Source organism: Mycobacterium seoulense, from assembly GCF_010731595.1.
Taxonomy (GTDB): Bacteria; Actinomycetota; Actinomycetes; order Mycobacteriales; family Mycobacteriaceae; genus Mycobacterium; species Mycobacterium seoulense.
The window spans coordinates 733,967-750,119 of the sequence record NZ_AP022582.1; the positions used below are offsets into that span (position 1 = coordinate 733,967).

General features: G+C 69.9%; 18 protein-coding genes. 15 read left to right on the forward strand and 3 right to left on the reverse strand.

The window, feature by feature from the left end; genetic code table 11:
• Positions 1-4 precede the first annotated feature (4 nt).
• From G6N37_RS03705 to G6N37_RS03720, 4 genes are read left to right on the forward strand one after another with little or no spacing between them, the layout of a single operon-like run.
• A complete protein-coding gene (locus tag G6N37_RS03705; RefSeq protein WP_163676070.1) occupies positions 5-685 on the forward strand; it encodes a helix-turn-helix transcriptional regulator in 681 nt (226 codons plus the stop codon).
• Complete coding sequence (locus G6N37_RS03710) at positions 682-1,107, forward strand: hypothetical protein (protein WP_163676073.1); 426 nt, start codon at positions 682-684, stop codon at positions 1,105-1,107. The genes G6N37_RS03705 and G6N37_RS03710 overlap by 4 nt, the downstream gene beginning before the upstream one ends.
• A 31-nt stretch (positions 1,108-1,138) precedes the next feature.
• Complete coding sequence (locus tag G6N37_RS03715; protein WP_163676076.1) at positions 1,139-1,483, forward strand: cupin domain-containing protein; 345 nt, start codon at positions 1,139-1,141, stop codon at positions 1,481-1,483.
• 3 nt (positions 1,484-1,486) lie between these two features.
• Entirely contained in the window at positions 1,487-2,428 is a 942-nt protein-coding gene (locus tag G6N37_RS03720; RefSeq protein WP_163676080.1) for an NAD(P)H-dependent flavin oxidoreductase, read from the forward strand.
• A 127-nt stretch (positions 2,429-2,555) separates the two neighbouring features.
• Here G6N37_RS03720 and G6N37_RS03725 read toward each other — a convergent pair whose 3' ends face one another.
• Positions 2,556-3,056 carry a DUF1990 family protein gene (locus G6N37_RS03725; protein ID WP_163676083.1) on the reverse strand — a complete coding sequence of 167 codons (501 nt, stop codon included), beginning with the start codon at positions 3,054-3,056 and terminating at the stop codon, positions 2,556-2,558.
• Positions 3,057-3,113: 57 nt separating this feature from the next.
• Between G6N37_RS03725 and G6N37_RS03730 the strand changes: the two genes are divergently transcribed.
• From G6N37_RS03730 to G6N37_RS03765, 8 genes are all read left to right on the forward strand, one after another.
• A complete protein-coding gene (locus G6N37_RS03730; RefSeq protein ID WP_163676087.1) occupies positions 3,114-3,998 on the forward strand; it encodes an aldo/keto reductase in 885 nt (294 codons plus the stop codon).
• A gap of 26 nt (positions 3,999-4,024) precedes the next feature.
• The gene (locus G6N37_RS03735; protein ID WP_174813788.1) at positions 4,025-4,648 is read left to right on the forward strand and encodes a PaaI family thioesterase; all 624 of its coding nucleotides are present in this window, start codon (positions 4,025-4,027) and stop codon (positions 4,646-4,648) included.
• A 116-nt stretch (positions 4,649-4,764) separates the two neighbouring features.
• Complete coding sequence (gene thrS, locus G6N37_RS03740; protein WP_163676091.1) at positions 4,765-6,819, forward strand: threonine--tRNA ligase; 2,055 nt, start codon at positions 4,765-4,767, stop codon at positions 6,817-6,819.
• Complete coding sequence (locus G6N37_RS03745) at positions 6,812-7,387, forward strand: HIT family protein (protein ID WP_163676094.1); 576 nt, start codon at positions 6,812-6,814, stop codon at positions 7,385-7,387. Before thrS ends, G6N37_RS03745 begins: the two co-directional genes overlap by 8 nt.
• Before the next feature lie 13 nt (positions 7,388-7,400).
• Positions 7,401-8,033 carry a phosphatidylinositol phosphate synthase gene (gene pgsA, locus G6N37_RS03750; protein ID WP_163676097.1) on the forward strand — a complete coding sequence of 211 codons (633 nt, stop codon included), beginning with the start codon at positions 7,401-7,403 and terminating at the stop codon, positions 8,031-8,033.
• Positions 8,034-8,041: 8 nt separating this feature from the next.
• A complete protein-coding gene (locus G6N37_RS03755; RefSeq protein WP_163684567.1) occupies positions 8,042-8,971 on the forward strand; it encodes a phosphatidylinositol mannoside acyltransferase in 930 nt (309 codons plus the stop codon).
• The gene (locus G6N37_RS03760) at positions 8,971-10,095 is read left to right on the forward strand and encodes a glycosyltransferase family 4 protein (RefSeq protein WP_163676099.1); all 1,125 of its coding nucleotides are present in this window, start codon (positions 8,971-8,973) and stop codon (positions 10,093-10,095) included. The genes G6N37_RS03755 and G6N37_RS03760 overlap by 1 nt, the downstream gene beginning before the upstream one ends.
• The gene (locus G6N37_RS03765) at positions 10,095-11,120 is read left to right on the forward strand and encodes an NUDIX hydrolase (protein ID WP_163676102.1); all 1,026 of its coding nucleotides are present in this window, start codon (positions 10,095-10,097) and stop codon (positions 11,118-11,120) included. The genes G6N37_RS03760 and G6N37_RS03765 overlap by 1 nt, the downstream gene beginning before the upstream one ends.
• Here the strand turns inward: G6N37_RS03765 and G6N37_RS03770 are convergent.
• A complete protein-coding gene (locus tag G6N37_RS03770) occupies positions 11,109-12,413 on the reverse strand; it encodes a PE family protein (protein WP_163676105.1) in 1,305 nt (434 codons plus the stop codon). The genes G6N37_RS03765 and G6N37_RS03770 overlap by 12 nt on opposite strands.
• Positions 12,414-12,428: 15 nt before the next feature.
• A complete protein-coding gene (locus tag G6N37_RS03775) occupies positions 12,429-13,547 on the reverse strand; it encodes a PPE family protein (protein ID WP_163676108.1) in 1,119 nt (372 codons plus the stop codon).
• Between the two features lie 288 nt (positions 13,548-13,835).
• Between G6N37_RS03775 and pdxS the strand changes: the two genes are divergently transcribed.
• The 3 genes from pdxS to pdxT are packed head-to-tail and all read left to right on the forward strand — an operon-like array spanning position 13,836 to position 16,148.
• A complete protein-coding gene (gene pdxS, locus G6N37_RS03780; RefSeq protein ID WP_231987378.1) occupies positions 13,836-14,684 on the forward strand; it encodes a pyridoxal 5'-phosphate synthase lyase subunit PdxS in 849 nt (282 codons plus the stop codon).
• A 14-nt stretch (positions 14,685-14,698) separates the two neighbouring features.
• On the forward strand, positions 14,699-15,544 hold the full coding sequence (tesB, locus tag G6N37_RS03785; protein WP_083173229.1) for an acyl-CoA thioesterase II: 846 nt from the start codon (positions 14,699-14,701) through the stop codon (positions 15,542-15,544).
• Positions 15,545-15,551: 7 nt separating this feature from the next.
• A complete protein-coding gene (gene pdxT, locus G6N37_RS03790) occupies positions 15,552-16,148 on the forward strand; it encodes a pyridoxal 5'-phosphate synthase glutaminase subunit PdxT (protein ID WP_163676112.1) in 597 nt (198 codons plus the stop codon).
• Positions 16,149-16,153 lie beyond the last annotated feature (5 nt).

Sequence of the window (16,153 nt, forward strand, 5' to 3'; positions counted from 1 at the left end):
TCCCGTGAAGTCGCCGCCCTCGTCGATCGGGGAATCCGCCGGCCGCCGCCGCGAGGTGCTGCGGGTGTTGCGGAGGTCGCCCGATCCCATGAGCATCGCCGCGATCGCCGGCGTGCTGGGTGTGCACCCGAACACCGTGCGGTTCCACCTCGACAGCCTGGTCGCCGACGGCCAGGTGGAGCACGTCGAACCGGGCCGCAAGGGGCCGGGCCGCCCGCCGCTGATGTTCTGCGCGGTCCGCCAGATGGACCGCGGCGGCACGCGGCACTATCGCCTGCTCGCCGAGATCCTGGCCACCGCGTTCGCCGGAGAGCGCGATGCCGGCGCCAAGGCCCTCGCCGCGGGCCGGGCGTGGGGGAAAAAGCTGGAATCCAGCCTGGAGCCGGTGCCCACCGAGCCCGCCGGAGCCGACGACGCCATCGATCACCTGGTCAACATGCTCGACGAGCTCGGCTTCGCGCCCGAACGCCGCGCGGCCGAGGGGGAGCAGCAGGTCGGGCTGCGGCATTGCCCGTTCCTGGAATTGGCCGAAAACCGGACGGCGGTCGTCTGCCCGGTGCATCTCGGGCTCATGCAAGGCGCCATGGAGGCCTGGGGAGCGCCGGTGTCGGTCGAGCGGCTCGACGCGTTCGTCGAACCCGACCTGTGTGTCGCGCACCTGGCGCCGCAGAAAGCGGCCACATGAGCACCGGGCCGGCGATCGCCGTCGCGATCACCTTCGTGTGGCTCGGCATGGTGCTGGCGATCTCGTTCCTGGAAGCCCCGCTGAAGTTCCGCGCGCCCAACGTGACGCTGCAGATCGGGCTCGGCATCGGGCGGCTGGTGTTTCGCGCCCTCAACACCGTCGAGGTCTGTTTCGCCCTTGTCGTCCTGGCGATCGTGGTCGCCGGCCCGATGAAGGTGGGTGCCGCGGTGGCGATCTTCGTCGCGGTCGGTGCGCTGGCCCTGCAGTTGATCGCGGTGCGCCCGCGATTGGCGCGCCGGTCCGACAGCGTGCTCGCCGGGTCGGACGGACCCCGCTCCCGGGCCCATTACGTCTACGTGGCCTTCGAGGTGGTCAAGGTCGTCGCGCTCGTCGTGGCGGGGATACTGCTACTGACGGCCTGATCGCGTCCGCTCAACCGCAAAGGACAAAGCTATGGAATCGATCTCGTTGACCGACCTCGCGTCCGAAAAACTCGCCGAGGCAAAGGAAACGCACAGTGGGCGGGCGGCCCACACCATCCACGGCGGCCACACCCACGAACTTCGGCAGACGGTGCTGGCTTTGCTTGCCGGCCACGAACTCGCCGAACACGACAGCCCCGGGGAGGCGACGCTGCAGGTGCTGCAGGGCCACGTCCGCCTGACCACCGGCGGTGACTCCTGGGTCGGCAAAACCGGCGACTATGTCGCGATTCCGGCCGAACGGCACGCCCTGCAGGCGGTCGAGGATTCGGTGGTCATGCTGACCGTGCTCAAGACCATCCCCTCGGCTCACTAGCCGATGCTTTCCACGCCCTGGTCAAGGGCATTCGGGCTGCGGGTGCCGATCGTCAACGCCCCGATGGGCGGGGTGGCCGGCGGCCGGCTGGCCGCGGCGGTCACCGCCGCCGGCGGTCTGGGCATGGTCGGCATGGGCAGCGTCGCGACGAGGGAACTGCTCCGAACCCAGCTGCAGCAGGTGCGGGGAACGTTCGGCATCGGCCTGGTCGACTGGGTGATGCGCACCGAGGCGGGGCTGCTCGAGGACGCCCTGAGCGCACGGCCGGCGCTGCTGTCGGTCAGTTTCGGCACCGACTGGTCGTGGGTCGCCAAGGCGCGCGACGCGGGGATCCCCACCGCCACGCAGGTATACGACGGCGTCGGGGCGCGCCAGGCGGCCGACGCCGGCGTCGACATTCTGGTGGCCCGGGGTGCGGAGGGCGGCGGGCACGGGGAGACGAAGCTCGCGACGCTGCCCCTGCTCGACACCGTGCTGGACGCCGTCTCGGTGCCGGTGCTCGCCGGTGGCGGCATCGCGTCGGCGCGCAGCCTGGCCGCCGTGCTGGCCGCCGGCGCGAGCGGGGCGTGGGTGGGCACCCGCCTGGCGGCGTGTCCGGAGGCGCTCTCCGGCGACGGCAGCCGCCGCGCGCTGATCGCGGCCCGGGCCACCGACACCGCGGTCACGCGGGCCTTCGACGTGGCCCAGGCCCGGCCGTGGCCCGCGCGATTCCCGTCGCGCGTGCTGACCAACGACTTCGTCGAGCGTTGGACGGGCAACGAGGACGCGCTCAACCCGCGGGCCTGCGACGAACTCGCGGCATCGATCGCCGCCGACGATCGCCGCATCGCCCCCGTGGACGCCGGTCAGGGCGTCGGGATGATTCGCGACGACGCCTCGGTGGCCGAAGTGATCGACGAGATGTGTTCGGGCGCAGAGCGATTGCTGGCCGGCTGGGGTTCGTAGCGCCCGGGCCGGCCGTCGCCCCGGGTCAGCACGACGCAACGTAGCCGTACTGGTCGGCGCCATCGCCCTCGCGCGGCTGGCGCAGGGCGTGCACGGCGGCGCGGTCGGGCGCCGATGACCGCTCGGCTCAGACCCCGCGCAGATAGCGTCTGGCGATGACGCGCTGGGCCACCGACACCACCGGCCTGACCGCCTTGCTCCACCAGGTCGCCGGCCGCGAGAACGCCGTCACCTCCGCGAACACCGCGGAGGTGACGGGGTCGCGCCGGACGACGAAGCGTTCCTCACCCGACTCCGGATGCCCCGGCAGGGTGCCGTAGGCGAATCCGCGCATGTCGGGCTCGTCGACGACGTACACCACCCGGCAGGGCGCGGGCAGAAAACCCATGCGCACCACCACCACCGTGTCGACCTCCGCCACCTCGGAGCTGGCGTGCACCCCCAGCCCGGCCCCGCGCTGCATGCCCCAGCGCATGACGGCGTCGGCGGCCCGCTCGAAGCGCTGCCGGCCCGTGCCGATCTGGGTCTCGGTGTGCAGGTGGCCGTAACCCGCGGGCAGCGCGCCGGACGCGGTCGCCCCCACCTCGGTGTAGGTCAACGGGAGTTCCTCGAGCGCTGCCAAGTCCACCCGATCAGCTTGCCACGCGGGGATGCGCGGCGGCATTTCCGGCGTACGGTCGTAAAAGTGACCGCACAAAACTCGAAAACCGTTGCAGAAGCGTCCGGAACGTTCACCCTCGGCGGCGACCTGACCGTCAACCGGCTCGGCTTCGGCGCCATGCGCCTCACCGGCAAGGGCGTGTGGGGCCCGCCCGCCGACCGCGACGAGGCCGTCCGGGTGTTGCGGCGCGCCGTCGAGCTCGGCGTGAACTTCATCGACACCGCCGACTCCTACGGCCCCTACATCGCCGAGGACATCATTCGCGAGGCGCTGCACCCGTACGACGGGCTGGTCATCGCGACCAAGGCGGGGCTGCTGCGCACCGGGCCGGACGTCTGGATCCCGCTGGGCAACCCGAGCTATCTGCGCCAGGAATGCGAGATGAGCCTGCGCCGCCTCGGCGTCGACGCCATCGACCTGTTCCAGCTGCACCGCATCGACCGCGACTTCCCGCTGGCCGACCAGGTGGGCGAGCTGCTGGCGCTGAAAAACGAGGGCAAGATCCGCCACATCGGCTTGTCCGAGGTCAACGTCGACCAGCTCACCGAGGCCCAGCGGATCACCGAGATCGTGTCGGTGCAGAACATGTACAACCTGTCCGCTCGGGGCGCCGAACCGCTGCTGGACGCCGCCACCGAGCAGGGCATCGGCTTCATCCCGTGGTTCCCGCTGGCCGCCGGCCCGCTGGCCGCCGCCGACGGCCCCCTGCAGCGCATCGCCGGCGAGCACCGCGCGACCCCGTCGCAACTGGCGCTGGCCTGGTTGCTGAAACGGTCGCCGGTGATGCTGCCGATTCCGGGCACGTCGAAGGTGGCGCATTTGGAGGAGAACGTCGCCGCCGCCGGGATCACGCTCTCCGACGACGAGTTCGAAACCCTCTCGGCCGCCGGGGCTCAGCAGACGGTCTGACCGCCCCGGGCCGATACGGTGTCCGGGTGACCAGCGAACAGGCCGGGCATCCCGGCGGCGGGTTCAACCCGCCGGAGCCGACGACCAAGGGCGGCCCCGACTACGGCAGGTTCATCGACGCCGTGCGGACCCTGCAGGACCACGCCCGCGCCGTCGACGCGCCCGACGCGGTGATCACCGAGGCCGCCGACCTACTGGACAAGGTGTCGGCGCTGCTCAGCCCGTTCGACGCCGACGAGTGGCACTCCCCGTCGGGGCGCCGGATGGACCTGCCGATGCGCGGCAACATCCTGACCGTGCCCATGTCGGCCCGCAAGGGTGAGGACGGCCGGATCCACGGGTCGGCCCGATTCGCCCGGTTCCATCTCGGCCGCAACGGCGCGGTGCACGGCGGATGCCTGGGCATGCTGTTCGACACCGTGCTCGGGTTGACGGCAGTCCTTCTCACCGGGAGCCGGCGCCAGCGCACCGCATACCTGAAGATCGACTACCGCCACATCGTGCCGATCGAGAAGGAATTGCAGTTCGATGCCGGCATCGACCGGGTCGACGGGCGCAAGATCTTCGTGTCCGGCCGGTTGACCGACGGCGACACGCTGCTGACCGAGGCCGACGCCCTGTTCGTGCGGCTCAAGCCCGGCCAGCCCTGAATCGCGGCCGGCCGGTAATGGCTTGGGCCCCCGCCTGCGCGCCCCGATAGCATGGCAACGACTATTCACGGATCGTTAGTCACCCCCCGCACAACTGAGCCTTGGAGACCAACGCGATGAGCGCCCCCGCAGACCGATCGCCGCAGCGCCCGATCCGGGTTCCTGCCGGCACCAGCGCCGCCGCCGCGGTCGGCGAGGCCGGGTTGCCGCGGCGGGGCGCGCCGGACGCGATCGTGGTGGTCCGTGACGCCGACGGCAAGCTGCGCGACCTGAGCTGGGTGCCCGGGGCCGACGTCGAGGTCGTCCCCGTGGCGGCCAACACCGACGAGGGCCGCAGCGTCATCCGGCATTCGGCCGCGCACGTGTTGGCCCAGGCCGTCCAGGGCTTGTTCCCGAACGCCAAGTTGGGGATCGGGCCGCCCATCGCCGATGGCTTCTATTACGACTTCGACGTGCCGGAGCCGTTCACGCCCGAGGATCTGGCGGCGCTGGAGAAGCGGATGCGCCAGATCGTCAAGGAGGGGCAGCTGTTCGAGCGCCGCGTCTACGAGTCCAAGGACCAGGCGCGCTCGGAGTTGGCCAACGAGCCCTACAAGCTGGAACTCGTCGACGACAAGTCCGGTGACCCCGACATCATGGAGGTCGGCGGCGACGAGCTCACCGCCTACGACAACCTCAATCCCCGCAGCCGGGAACGGGTTTGGGGCGACCTGTGCCGCGGCCCGCACATCCCGACCACCAAGCACATCCCGGCGTTCAAGCTGACCCGGAGCTCCGCCGCCTATTGGCGCGGCGACCAGAAGAACGCCAGCCTGCAACGCATCTACGGCACCGCGTGGGAATCGCAGGAGGCGCTGGACCGCCACCTCGAGCTGGTCGCGGAAGCCCAGCGCCGCGACCACCGCAAGCTGGGCACCGAGCTGGACCTGTTCAGCTTCCCCGACGAAATCGGTTCCGGGCTGGCGGTTTTCCACCCCAAGGGTGGTGTGGTGCGCCGGGAGCTGGAGGAGTACTCGCGGCGCAAGCACATCGAGGCCGGGTACGAGTTCGTCAACACCCCGCACATCACCAAGGCGCAGCTGTTCCACACCTCGGGCCACCTGGACTGGTACGCCGACGGGATGTTCCCGCCCATGCACCTCGACGCCGAGCTGGCCGACGACGGAACGGTGCGCAAGCCCGGGCAGGACTACTACCTCAAGCCGATGAACTGCCCGATGCACACGCTGATCTTCCGGTCCCGGGGGCGGTCCTACCGTGAACTGCCGTTGCGGCTCTTCGAGTTCGGCACCGTCTACCGCTACGAGAAGTCCGGCGTGGTGCACGGGCTGACCCGGGCGCGCGGGTTCACCATGGACGACTCGCACATCTTCTGCACCCGCGAACAGCTGCACGGCGAACTGGCGTCGCTGCTGCGCTTCGTGCTCGAGCTGCTCGGCGACTACGGCCTGGAGGACTTCTATCTCGAGCTGTCCACCAAGGACCCGGAGAAGTTCGTCGGTACCGACGAGATGTGGGAGCAGGCCACCAACTCCCTGGCCGAGGTGGCGGCCGAATCGGGCCTCGAACTGGTTCCCGACCCCGGCGGCGCGGCGTTCTACGGCCCGAAGATTTCTGTGCAGGCCCGCGACGCGCTGGGCCGCAGTTGGCAGATGTCGACCATCCAGGTCGACTTCAACTTCCCGGAACGCTTCGAGCTCGAATACACCGCCCCGGACGGAAGCCGCCAGCGGCCCGTGATGATCCACCGCGCGCTGTTCGGGTCGATCGAGCGGTTCTTCGGCATCCTGACCGAGCACTATGCGGGGGCCTTCCCGGCGTGGCTGGCGCCCGTGCAGGTGGTCGGCATCCCCGTCGCCGACGAACACGTGCCCTACCTGGAAAGCATTGCCGCGCAACTGAAGTCGCACGGCGTTCGGGTGGAGGTGGACAGCAGCGACGATCGGATGGCCAAGAAGATCGTGCACCACACCAACCAGCGCGTCCCGTTCATGTTGCTCGCCGGTGACCGCGACGTCGAGGCCGATGCGGTGAGCTTCCGCTTCGGCGACCGCACGCAGATCAACGGGGTACCCCGCGACAGCGCCGTCGAGGCCATCGCGGCATGGATCGCCGACCGCGAGAACGCCGCCCCCACAGCCGAACTCGTGAAGGTACCCGGCGGTGAGTGAACCCGAGGACCGCGCCGAGGACACCATCCTGGACACGGGTGTCGGCCAGAGCGACCACCTGCAACGGCTGTGGACGCCGTACCGGATGACGTATCTGGCCGAGGCGCCGATGAAGCGCGACCCCAACGCCTCGGGCAAGACCGAGGAGCCCTTCACCGACATCCCGCAACTGTCCGACGAGGAAGGCCTGGTGGTCGCCCGCGGCGAACTGGTCTACGCCGTCCTCAACCTCTACCCGTACAACCCGGGGCACCTGATGGTGGTCCCCTACCGGCGGGTGTCCGAGCTCGAGGACCTCACCGTCGACGAGAGCGCGGAGCTGATGGGCTTCATACAGAAGGCGATTCGCGTCATCAAGAACGTGTCGCGGCCGCACGGCTTCAACGTCGGCCTCAATCTGGGCACGTCGGCGGGCGGGTCACTGGCCGAACACCTGCACGTGCACGTCGTGCCGCGCTGGGGCGGTGACGCGAACTTCATCACCATCATCGGCGGGTCGAAGGTGATCCCGCAGCTGCTGCGCGAAACCCGCCAGCTGCTGGCCACCGAGTGGGCAAAGCAGCCATGAGGCTTGAGCGCTCATGAGTAAGGTGCCGTTCCTGTCGCGGGCGGCGTTCGCGCGGCTCACCACTCCCACCGCCAGGGCGTGCCTGCGGATGGGACTGACCCCGGACGCCGTCACCGTCCTGGGCACCACCGGATCCGTGGCGGGGGCGCTCACGCTCTTCCCGATGGGCAAGTTGTTCGCCGGTGGCTGCGTGGTGTGGTTCTTCGTGCTGTTCGACATGCTCGACGGCGCCATGGCCCGGGAGCGCGGGGGCGGCACCCGTTTCGGCGCCGTGCTGGACGCCACGTGCGACCGGGTCAGCGACGGCGCGGTGTTCGGCGGACTGCTGTGGTGGGCCGCCTTCGGCCTGCACGACAAGCTGCTGGCCGTGGCGACGTTGATCTGCCTCGTCACGTCGCAGGTCATCTCCTACATCAAGGCACGGGCCGAAGCCAGCGGCCTGCGCGGCGACGGCGGCATCATCGAACGACCCGAAAGGCTCATCATCGTGCTGGTAGGTGCCGGCGTGTCGGACTTCCCCTTTGTTGCCTGGCCGCCGGCCCTGCCGGTGGCGATGTGGCTGCTGGCCGCGGCCAGCGTGGTCACCTGCGTGCAGCGGTTGCGCACCGTGCGGACCTCGCCCGGCGCGACGGAGCGCATGCCGTGATCCCGGGCATGGGTTTGATCGCCACCCCCCGCCGCCTGGCATCCGGCACCGCGAGCGACTGGGGGTACGCGGCCGGCTGGATGGCCGTGCGGGCGATGCCGGAGTTCGCGGCGCGCACCGTGTTCGGGGCGGGGGCCCGCTATGCGGCCCGCGGCGGCGGCCCGGACCAGCTGCGCAAGAACCTGGCCCGCGTCATCGGCGTGCCGCCCGCCGAGGTGCCCGACGCCCTGATGCGGGCCTCGCTGGCGTCCTATGCGCGTTATTGGCGGGAGGCGTTCCGCCTGCCCACGATGGACCTCCGCAAGCTGGCGAGCCAGCTCCACGAGTCGGTCGATGGGCAAGACAATCTGGCTGCGGCGCTGGCCGCGGGCCGCGGCGCGGTATGCGCGTTGCCGCACAGCGGCAATTGGGATATGGCCGGGGTGTGGCTCGCGCAGACACACGGCACCTTCACCACGGTTGCCGAGCGGCTCAACCCGGAGTCGCTGTACCGGCGCTTCATCGCCTTCCGCGAACGCCTCGGGTTCGAGGTGCTGCCGCTGTCCGGGGGCGAACGGCCCCCGTTCGAGGTGCTGTGCGAGCGGCTGCGGGCCAACCGCGTGGTGTGCCTGATGGCCGAGCGCGACCTGACCCGCACCGGGGTCCAGGTCGACTTCTTCGGCGAACCGACCCGGATGCCGGCGGGCCCGGCGAAGCTCGCGATCGAGACCGGGGCGGCGCTGCTGCCGTCGCATTGCTGGTTCGAGGGCGACCGCTCGAGGGTCTGGATGCAGCCGCCGCTGGATTGCAGCAGCGGCGACGTCGGTGCCATCACCCAGGCGCTGGCCGATCAGTTCGCAAAGAACATCGCCGCGCACCCCGAGGACTGGCACATGCTGCAACCGCAGTGGCTGACCGACCTGTCCGAGGCCAAGCAGGCGCGACTCAGGGAGACCTGATGCGAATCGGGATGGTCTGCCCATACTCGTTCGACGTGCCGGGCGGGGTGCAGTCGCACGTCCTGCAGCTGGCCGAGGTGATGCGCCGGCGCGGGCACGAGGTGAGCGTGCTGGCGCCGGCTTCGCCGCACGCGGTGTTGCCCGACTACGTCGTGTCCGCGGGCAAGGCCGTCCCCATTCCCTACAACGGCTCGGTGGCCCGGCTGCGGTTCGGTCCGGCGACCCACCGCAAGGTCAAAAAGTGGCTTGCCGAAGGCGATTTCGACGTCCTGCACCTGCACGAGCCCAACGCGCCGAGCCTGTCGATGCTGGCCCTCAACATCGCCGAGGGACCCATCGTCGCGACGTTTCACACCTCGACCACCAAGTCGCTGACGCTGACGGTCTTTCAGGGCATCCTGCGGCCGATGCACGAGAAGATCGTCGGCCGGATCGCGGTCTCCGACCTGGCCCGCCGCTGGCAGATGGAGGCGTTGGGCACCGACGCGGTCGAGATCCCCAACGGGGTCGACGTCGACTCGTTCGCCTCGGCCCCGCGGCTGGAGGGCTACCCGCGGCCGGGCAAGACGGTGCTGTTCCTCGGGCGCTATGACGAGCCCCGCAAGGGCATGTCCGTCCTGCTCGACGCGCTGCCCGGCGTGGTCCAGCGCTTCCCGGACATCCAGCTGCTGATCGTCGGCCGCGGCGACGAAGACGAATTACGCAGCCAGGAAGGCGAATTGGTGAAGCACATTCGTTTCCTGGGTCAGGTCGACGACGCCGGGAAGGCGTCGGCCCTGCGCAGCGCCGACGTGTACTGCGCACCCAACCTCGGGGGCGAGAGCTTCGGCATCGTGCTGGTCGAGGCCATGGCCGCCGGCACCGCGGTGGTGGCCAGCGACCTGGACGCCTTTCGGCGCGTGCTGTGTGACGGCGAAGTCGGGTGCCTGGTGCCCGTCGGCGACGGCATAGCGCTCGCGGATGCCCTGGTTTCGGTGCTAGAAAGCGATGTGCTGCGCGAACGTTATGTGGCGGCCGGTTCGGCCGCGGTCCAGCAATACGACTGGTCGGTGGTGGCCAGCCAGATCATGCGGGTCTACGAGACGGTCGCCGCGTCCGGCGCCAAGGTCGAGGTGGCCGGCTGATGACGTGGTTGGTCGTCGCCATCGCGGTGCTCGTCGGGCTGTTGGCGGTCATGGGCGCCTGGGCCTACCAGACGGCCAACCGGCTGGACCGGCTGCACGTGCGCTACGACCTGTCGTGGCAGGCGCTCGACGGAGCGCTGGCGCGGCGGGCCGTGGTCGCGCGGGCGGTCGCCATCGACGCGTACGGCGGCGCGTCGGAGGGCAGGCGGCTGGCCGCGCTGGCCGACGTCGCCGAGGCCGCGCCGCGGCAGGCGCGCGAGTCCTGCGAGAACGAGCTTTCGGCTGCGCTGGCCCTCGTCGATCCGGCGTCGCTGCCGGCGGGACTGATCGCCGAGCTGGCCGACGCCGAGGCCCGGGTGGTGCTGGCCCGCCGCTTCCACAACGACGCGGTCCGGGACACCCTCGCACTGCGCGAGCGATTCCTGGTGCGGACCCTTCGTCTCGGCGGAACCGCCGCGCTGCCCAGCTATTTCGAGATCGTCGAGCGCCCGCACGCGCTGGCGCACGGCGATCACGGGGTGCTCAGCCACCGCACGTCGGCCCGCGTGGTGCTGCTCGACGAGACGGGTGCGGTGCTGCTGCTGCGCGGTTCTGACCCGGCGATCGGCCGCGCCGACGCGCCGAAGTGGTGGATCACCGTCGGCGGCGAGGTCGGCAAGGGGGAGCGGCTGGCCGAGGCCGCCGCCCGGGAATTGGCCGAGGAGACCGGGCTACGGGTCGCGCCCGGCGAGATGGTCGGCCCCGTCTGGCGGCGCGACGAGGTGTTCGAGTTCAACGGCGCCCTGATCGACAGCGAGGAGTTCTATTTCGTCCACCGCACCCGCCGGTTCGAGCCGTCGGGCGTCGGCCGGACCGACCTGGAACGCAGCTACATCCACGGCCACCGCTGGTGTGATGCCGCCGACATCGTCCGGCTGACGGCGGCCGGTGAGACGGTGTACCCGATGCAGCTGTCCGAACTGCTCACCGACGCGGCCGCGCTGGCGGGCGGCCGGGCGCCGGGCCCGCTGCAATCAATTCGCTGACTCCGCAATCCACAGCCCGCTCACCGAGACATGGAGGTCTAATGGCGGGCTCAGTCCCGCGGCCAGGGATTCCGGGATCGCCTGCGCCGCAACCGGGCCCAGGCCGCCGGCAGCGGTGACCGAGAGGGACTGGAACGGCCCGGGAAGACCGGTGGCGTAGCCGAAGTCGATGAACGGCCGAACGAAGGGCTGGAGCAGGTCGGCCAGCGGGTTGCCCAGGATGGGAATCATGCGCAGCGGGTCCAGCAGCGGCAGGTTCTGGGGAATCAGGTAGTAGGTGGTCATGCCGATGTGCGTCTGGATGGCGGTGGCAAGCTGCGCGGCGGTGAGGGTCGGATATGCGGAGTGCAGGTAGGGAAAGCCCAGCAGGGCGTTGAGGTCCGCCGGGATGTTGAAGATGCTCCGCGGGAAGTAGGCGATGGGGTCGTATTGGAGTGTGTAGATGGCGGTCTGGTAGAGCGTGTCCACCGGAGTCACAACGTGAAACGCGCCGAAGCCGGGGATGAAGTGCGTCAGGATGCCGGTGCCCGGAACGTTCGGGTCGGAGAGCATCACGAACGACAGCAGGTCCGAACTCGGCCGGATGGCGGCGGGTAAGGCGTCCAGGTAACGCATTTCGAGTGTGGCGATCGTGGCGCTCTGCGAATAGCCCAGTACGACAACGTGATTGCCCGCGCCGGTTTCGCTCAGGATGGCGCTGTTGAGTATCGATACGCCCTGCCGGACCGACTGACCGAAGGTTTCGCTGGTGAGGCCGGTGACGGGCCAGAAGTCCTCGGGCGTAGTCAAACCCACCGGCGTATAGCCGGGGTAATGGGGGGCGATGTAGGTGCTGTAGACGGAAGTCACGTAGGACGGGGTGGGTTGCGGGTTTCCGGTGCCGCCCATGATCAACGCCACGTTGGTCGACGACGACGTCGTCGGAGTGCTTTGCACTTGGCTTGCCAGGCTCAAGCTTCCGGTCACCGTCTGCTGCGAGGGCAGGGCCGGCGCCAGTTGCGTGGCGGCCGCGTTGGAGGCCTCCGCCTGGGCATACGAATCGCTGCTGCCGATCAACGTTTGCACGAACTGCTGATGAAACGCTTCCGCCCGCGCGCCGATCTCCTGATAGCGCTGGCCGATCGCCGCGAACAGCGCCGCGGTGCGGACGGATACCGCATCCGCGGCCGGGGGGAACACCATAGTCGTCGGGGTGGCCGCCGCGCCGTCCGCGGCGGCTATCGCCGAACCGATCCCCTGCAAATCAGTGGCGGCCGCTGCCAGCGTCTCCGGGGCTGTGATCACGAACGACATCGCATCGCCGCCTGACTAGCCCACCACCGGGCGCGCCAGCACACCGGAGCGCGGTGCCTCGATTGCCGGATTCACACCGGCCACCCCGCGCCCGGGTGTGGTCACCGCCGGCTTGAACGGCACTCTCGGCACGCTGGGCGTCACTTGACTCACACCAGTGGTCGGCACGCCGGCAACCGGAGCGGTCGATGTAGGCGCCTGCACCTCGGTGGCCCAGCTCGGCGGAACCGACAGCGCCCCAATCGAACCCGCCCTACCCGCATCCGCCAACACCGCGGGAGCACCCAGCTGCGACGGGGCCTGCGCCCCCAGCGCGGAACCGGCGGAGGCCAAGGCCGAACCCATGGACGGCATGCCGGCGACAGCACCGCTCATTAACGGATTGGCGCCACCCATGAATTGGCCCAGGACCTGACTGACGAGCATGCTCATGGGTTGCATGGCGAACTCGCCGCCCATCGAGAGCATCTCCAGCGGCGACAGCCCCGAAGTCGGCGACGGGGAGAGCCCGAACGACTGAAACAGCGACGAGAGCAGCTGGGCGTCCGACATCGCCGATTGCGTCTCGGTTGTCACCGACGCCGCGGCCTGCGGCGCGGGGCCGAGGCCGTCGGGCGGTTCAGCGAACGACGTCAACTGCGCCCCCACTGCCAGCGTGCTGGCGTCGTAGGCGGTCATCGCGGCGGCGTCCTGTGCCCACATCTCGGAGTAGTGCGCCTCGGTGGCCATGATTGCCGGGGTGTTCTGGCCGAAGAAGTTCGTCGAGATCAACGCCATCAGCTGCGCGCGGTTGGCGGCGATCACGGGCGGCGGCACCGTCATCGCGAACGCCGCCTCGTAGGCCGCCGCCGCCACCATCGCCTGGGTCGACACCTGCTCGGCGTCCATCGCGGTCGCCGCCAACCAGGTGACGAACGGGCTGGCCGCGGCCGCCATCGCGACGGCCGAGGGACCCAGCCACGGCCCGCTCGTCAACGCTGCGATCACCGTCGCATACGAGGACGCCGCCCATCCCAATTCGGCGGACAACCCCGCCCAGGCGGCGGCCGCGGCCAGCATGGACCCCGCGCCCGGACCGGCATACATCAGACCGGAGTTGATCTCGGGCGGCAGCAGCCCAAAATCCGGCACCATCCCGACCCTCCTCAGCCAGGTCGGCGGCCGCCGTTCCCGCAACCAGGTGGCCACGCGACGGGTCGCGTCCGCATCCAGACGATGTGAGCAAACTAACGCTGACGTGTCTAGCAAGGGGCCGATTTCGGGGCCTAGGGCCGATCGGCCCTTTGTGACTCCGCCGTTGGAAAATCCGTGTCCCGCCCCCCACTAGACTGGGGCGACAACGGTTGAAGGAGATCAGCAGTGGATACCGCCGCGTCAGGCCACGGCAGCGGACGAACCGGAACCGCGCGCGTCAAGCGCGGCATGGCCGAGATGCTCAAGGGCGGCGTCATCATGGACGTCGTCACCCCCGAGCAGGCCCGCATCGCCGAGGGCGCCGGCGCCGTCGCGGTGATGGCGCTGGAACGGGTGCCCGCCGACATCCGCGCCCAGGGTGGGGTGTCGCGGATGAGCGACCCCGACATGATCGAGGGCATCATCGCCGCGGTCACCATCCCGGTGATGGCCAAGGCGCGCATCGGGCATTTCGTCGAGGCGCAGATCCTGCAGAGCCTCGGCGTGGACTACGTCGACGAGTCCGAGGTCCTGACCCCCGCCGACTACACCCACCACATCGACAAGTGGAAGTTCACCGTGCCGTTCGTGTGCGGGGCGACCAACCTCGGCGAGGCCCTGCGGCGCATCAGCGAGGGCGCGGCGATGATCCGGTCCAAGGGTGAGGCCGGCACCGGGGACGTCTCCAACGCGACCACGCACATGCGGGCGATCGGCGGCGAGATTCGGCGGCTGACCTCGATGTCGGAGGACGAATTATACGTTGCCGCAAAGGAATTGCGCGCGCCATACGACCTCGTCGTCGAGGTGGCCCGGGCCGGCAAGCTGCCGGTCACCCTGTTCACCGCGGGCGGCATCGCCACCCCCGCCGACGCGGCCATGATGATGCAACTGGGCGCCGAGGGCGTCTTCGTCGGCTCGGGAATCTTCAAGTCGGGGGACCCCGCGCAGCGCGCCGCCGCCATCGTCAAGGCCACCACGTTCTACGACGACCCCGACGTGCTGGCCAAGGTGTCGCGCGGGCTGGGCGAGCCGATGGTGGGCATCAACGTCGAGCAGATCGCGCAGCCCCATCGGCTGGCCGAACGCGGCTGGTAAGCCGAGGGCTGTTGGTGGCAATCGAAGAGATCCTTGATCTCGAGCAACTCGAGGTCAACATCTATCGCGGTCGGGTGTTCAGCCCGGAGTCGGGATATTTCCAGCGCACGTTCGGCGGCCACGTCGCCGGCCAGTCGCTCGTCTCGGCGGTGCGCACGGTCGACCCGCGCTACCAGGTGCACTCGCTGCACGGCTACTTCCTGCGGCCCGGGGACGCCAACGAGCCCACCGTGTTCATCGTCGAGCGCACCCGCGACGGCGGCTCGTTTGCCACCCGGCGGGTCAACGCCATCCAGCACGGGGAAATCATCTTCAGCATGGGGGCGTCCTTCCAGACCGACCAGGAGGGCATCCACCACCAGGACGTCATGCCGGCCGCGCCGCCGCCCGACGGGCTGCCCGGCCTCGACTCGATCAAGGTGTTCGACGACGCCGGATTCAAGCAGTTCGAGGAGTGGGACGTCTGCATCGTGCCGCGCGAACAGCTTCGGCTGTCGCCCGGCAAGGCCTCCCAGCAGCAGGTGTGGTTTCGCCATCGCGACCCGCTGCCGGACGATCCGGTGCTGCACATCTGTGCGCTGGCCTACATGAGCGACCTCACGCTGCTGGGATCGGCGCAGGTCAACCACCTCGACGTGCGCCAGCATCTACAGGTGGCGTCGCTGGACCACGCGATGTGGTTCATGCGGGCGTTCCGGGCCGACGAGTGGCTGCTCTACGACCAGTCGTCGCCGTCGGCCAGCGGCGGCCGCTCCCTGTGCCAGGGCAAGATCTTCACCCAGACCGGCGAGATGGTGGCGGCGGTCATGCAGGAGGGGCTGACCCGCTTCGAGCGCGGATTCCAGCCCTCCAAACAGTGAGAGCGCAGTGAGCGCGCCGCGCATCGGCGTGCTGGCGCTGCAGGGCGACACCCGTGAACACCTGGCCGCGCTGCGCGAAGCCGGGGCCGAATCGATGCCGGTGCGGCGCCGCGGCGAGCTCGAGAACGTCGACGGGCTGGTGATTCCCGGTGGGGAGTCCACGACCATGAGCCACCTGCTGCTCGACCTCGACCTGCTGGAGCCGTTGCGTGGGCTGCTCGCCGACGGGCTGCCCGCCTACGGCGCGTGCGCGGGCATGATCCTGCTGGCCAGCGAGATCCTCGACGCCGGCGCGGGCGGCCGGGAGGCGCTGCCCCTGCGTGCGATCGATATGACCGTGCGCCGCAACGCATTCGGGCGACAGGTCGATTCGTTCGAGGGTGACATACCGTTCGCCGGCCTGGACGGTCCGGTGCGCGCGGTGTTCATCCGCGCCCCGTGGGTCGAGCGCGCCGGTGACGGCGTGCAGGTGCTGGCCGAAGCCTCGGGGCACACGGTCGCGGTGCGGCAGGGCACGAAGCTGGCGACGGCGTTTCACCCCGAGATGACCGGAGACCGGCGCGTCCACCGGCTCTTCGTCGACCTCGTCAACGGCGTCGCCTGACCCAC

Excerpts from the sequence above, each read along its gene's own strand:
- G6N37_RS03715 (WP_163676076.1), top strand. The coding sequence starts at position 1,139 with ATGGAATCGATCTCGTTGACCGACCTCGCGTCCGAAAAACTCGCCGAG.
- G6N37_RS03770 (WP_163676105.1), bottom strand. The coding sequence starts at position 12,413 with ATGTCGTTCGTGATCACAGCCCCGGAGACGCTGGCAGCGGCCGCCACT.
- pdxS (WP_231987378.1), top strand. The coding sequence starts at position 13,836 with ATGGCCGAGATGCTCAAGGGCGGCGTCATCATGGACGTCGTCACCCCC.
- G6N37_RS03765 (WP_163676102.1), top strand. The coding sequence starts at position 10,095 with ATGACGTGGTTGGTCGTCGCCATCGCGGTGCTCGTCGGGCTGTTGGCG.
- G6N37_RS03775 (WP_163676108.1), bottom strand. The coding sequence starts at position 13,547 with ATGGTGCCGGATTTTGGGCTGCTGCCGCCCGAGATCAACTCCGGTCTG.
- G6N37_RS03720 (WP_163676080.1), top strand. The coding sequence starts at position 1,487 with ATGCTTTCCACGCCCTGGTCAAGGGCATTCGGGCTGCGGGTGCCGATC.
- G6N37_RS03755 (WP_163684567.1), top strand. The coding sequence starts at position 8,042 with ATGGGTTTGATCGCCACCCCCCGCCGCCTGGCATCCGGCACCGCGAGC.
- pgsA (WP_163676097.1), top strand. The coding sequence starts at position 7,401 with ATGAGTAAGGTGCCGTTCCTGTCGCGGGCGGCGTTCGCGCGGCTCACC.
- G6N37_RS03710 (WP_163676073.1), top strand. The coding sequence starts at position 682 with ATGAGCACCGGGCCGGCGATCGCCGTCGCGATCACCTTCGTGTGGCTC.
- thrS (WP_163676091.1), top strand. The coding sequence starts at position 4,765 with ATGAGCGCCCCCGCAGACCGATCGCCGCAGCGCCCGATCCGGGTTCCT.
- G6N37_RS03760 (WP_163676099.1), top strand. The coding sequence starts at position 8,971 with ATGCGAATCGGGATGGTCTGCCCATACTCGTTCGACGTGCCGGGCGGG.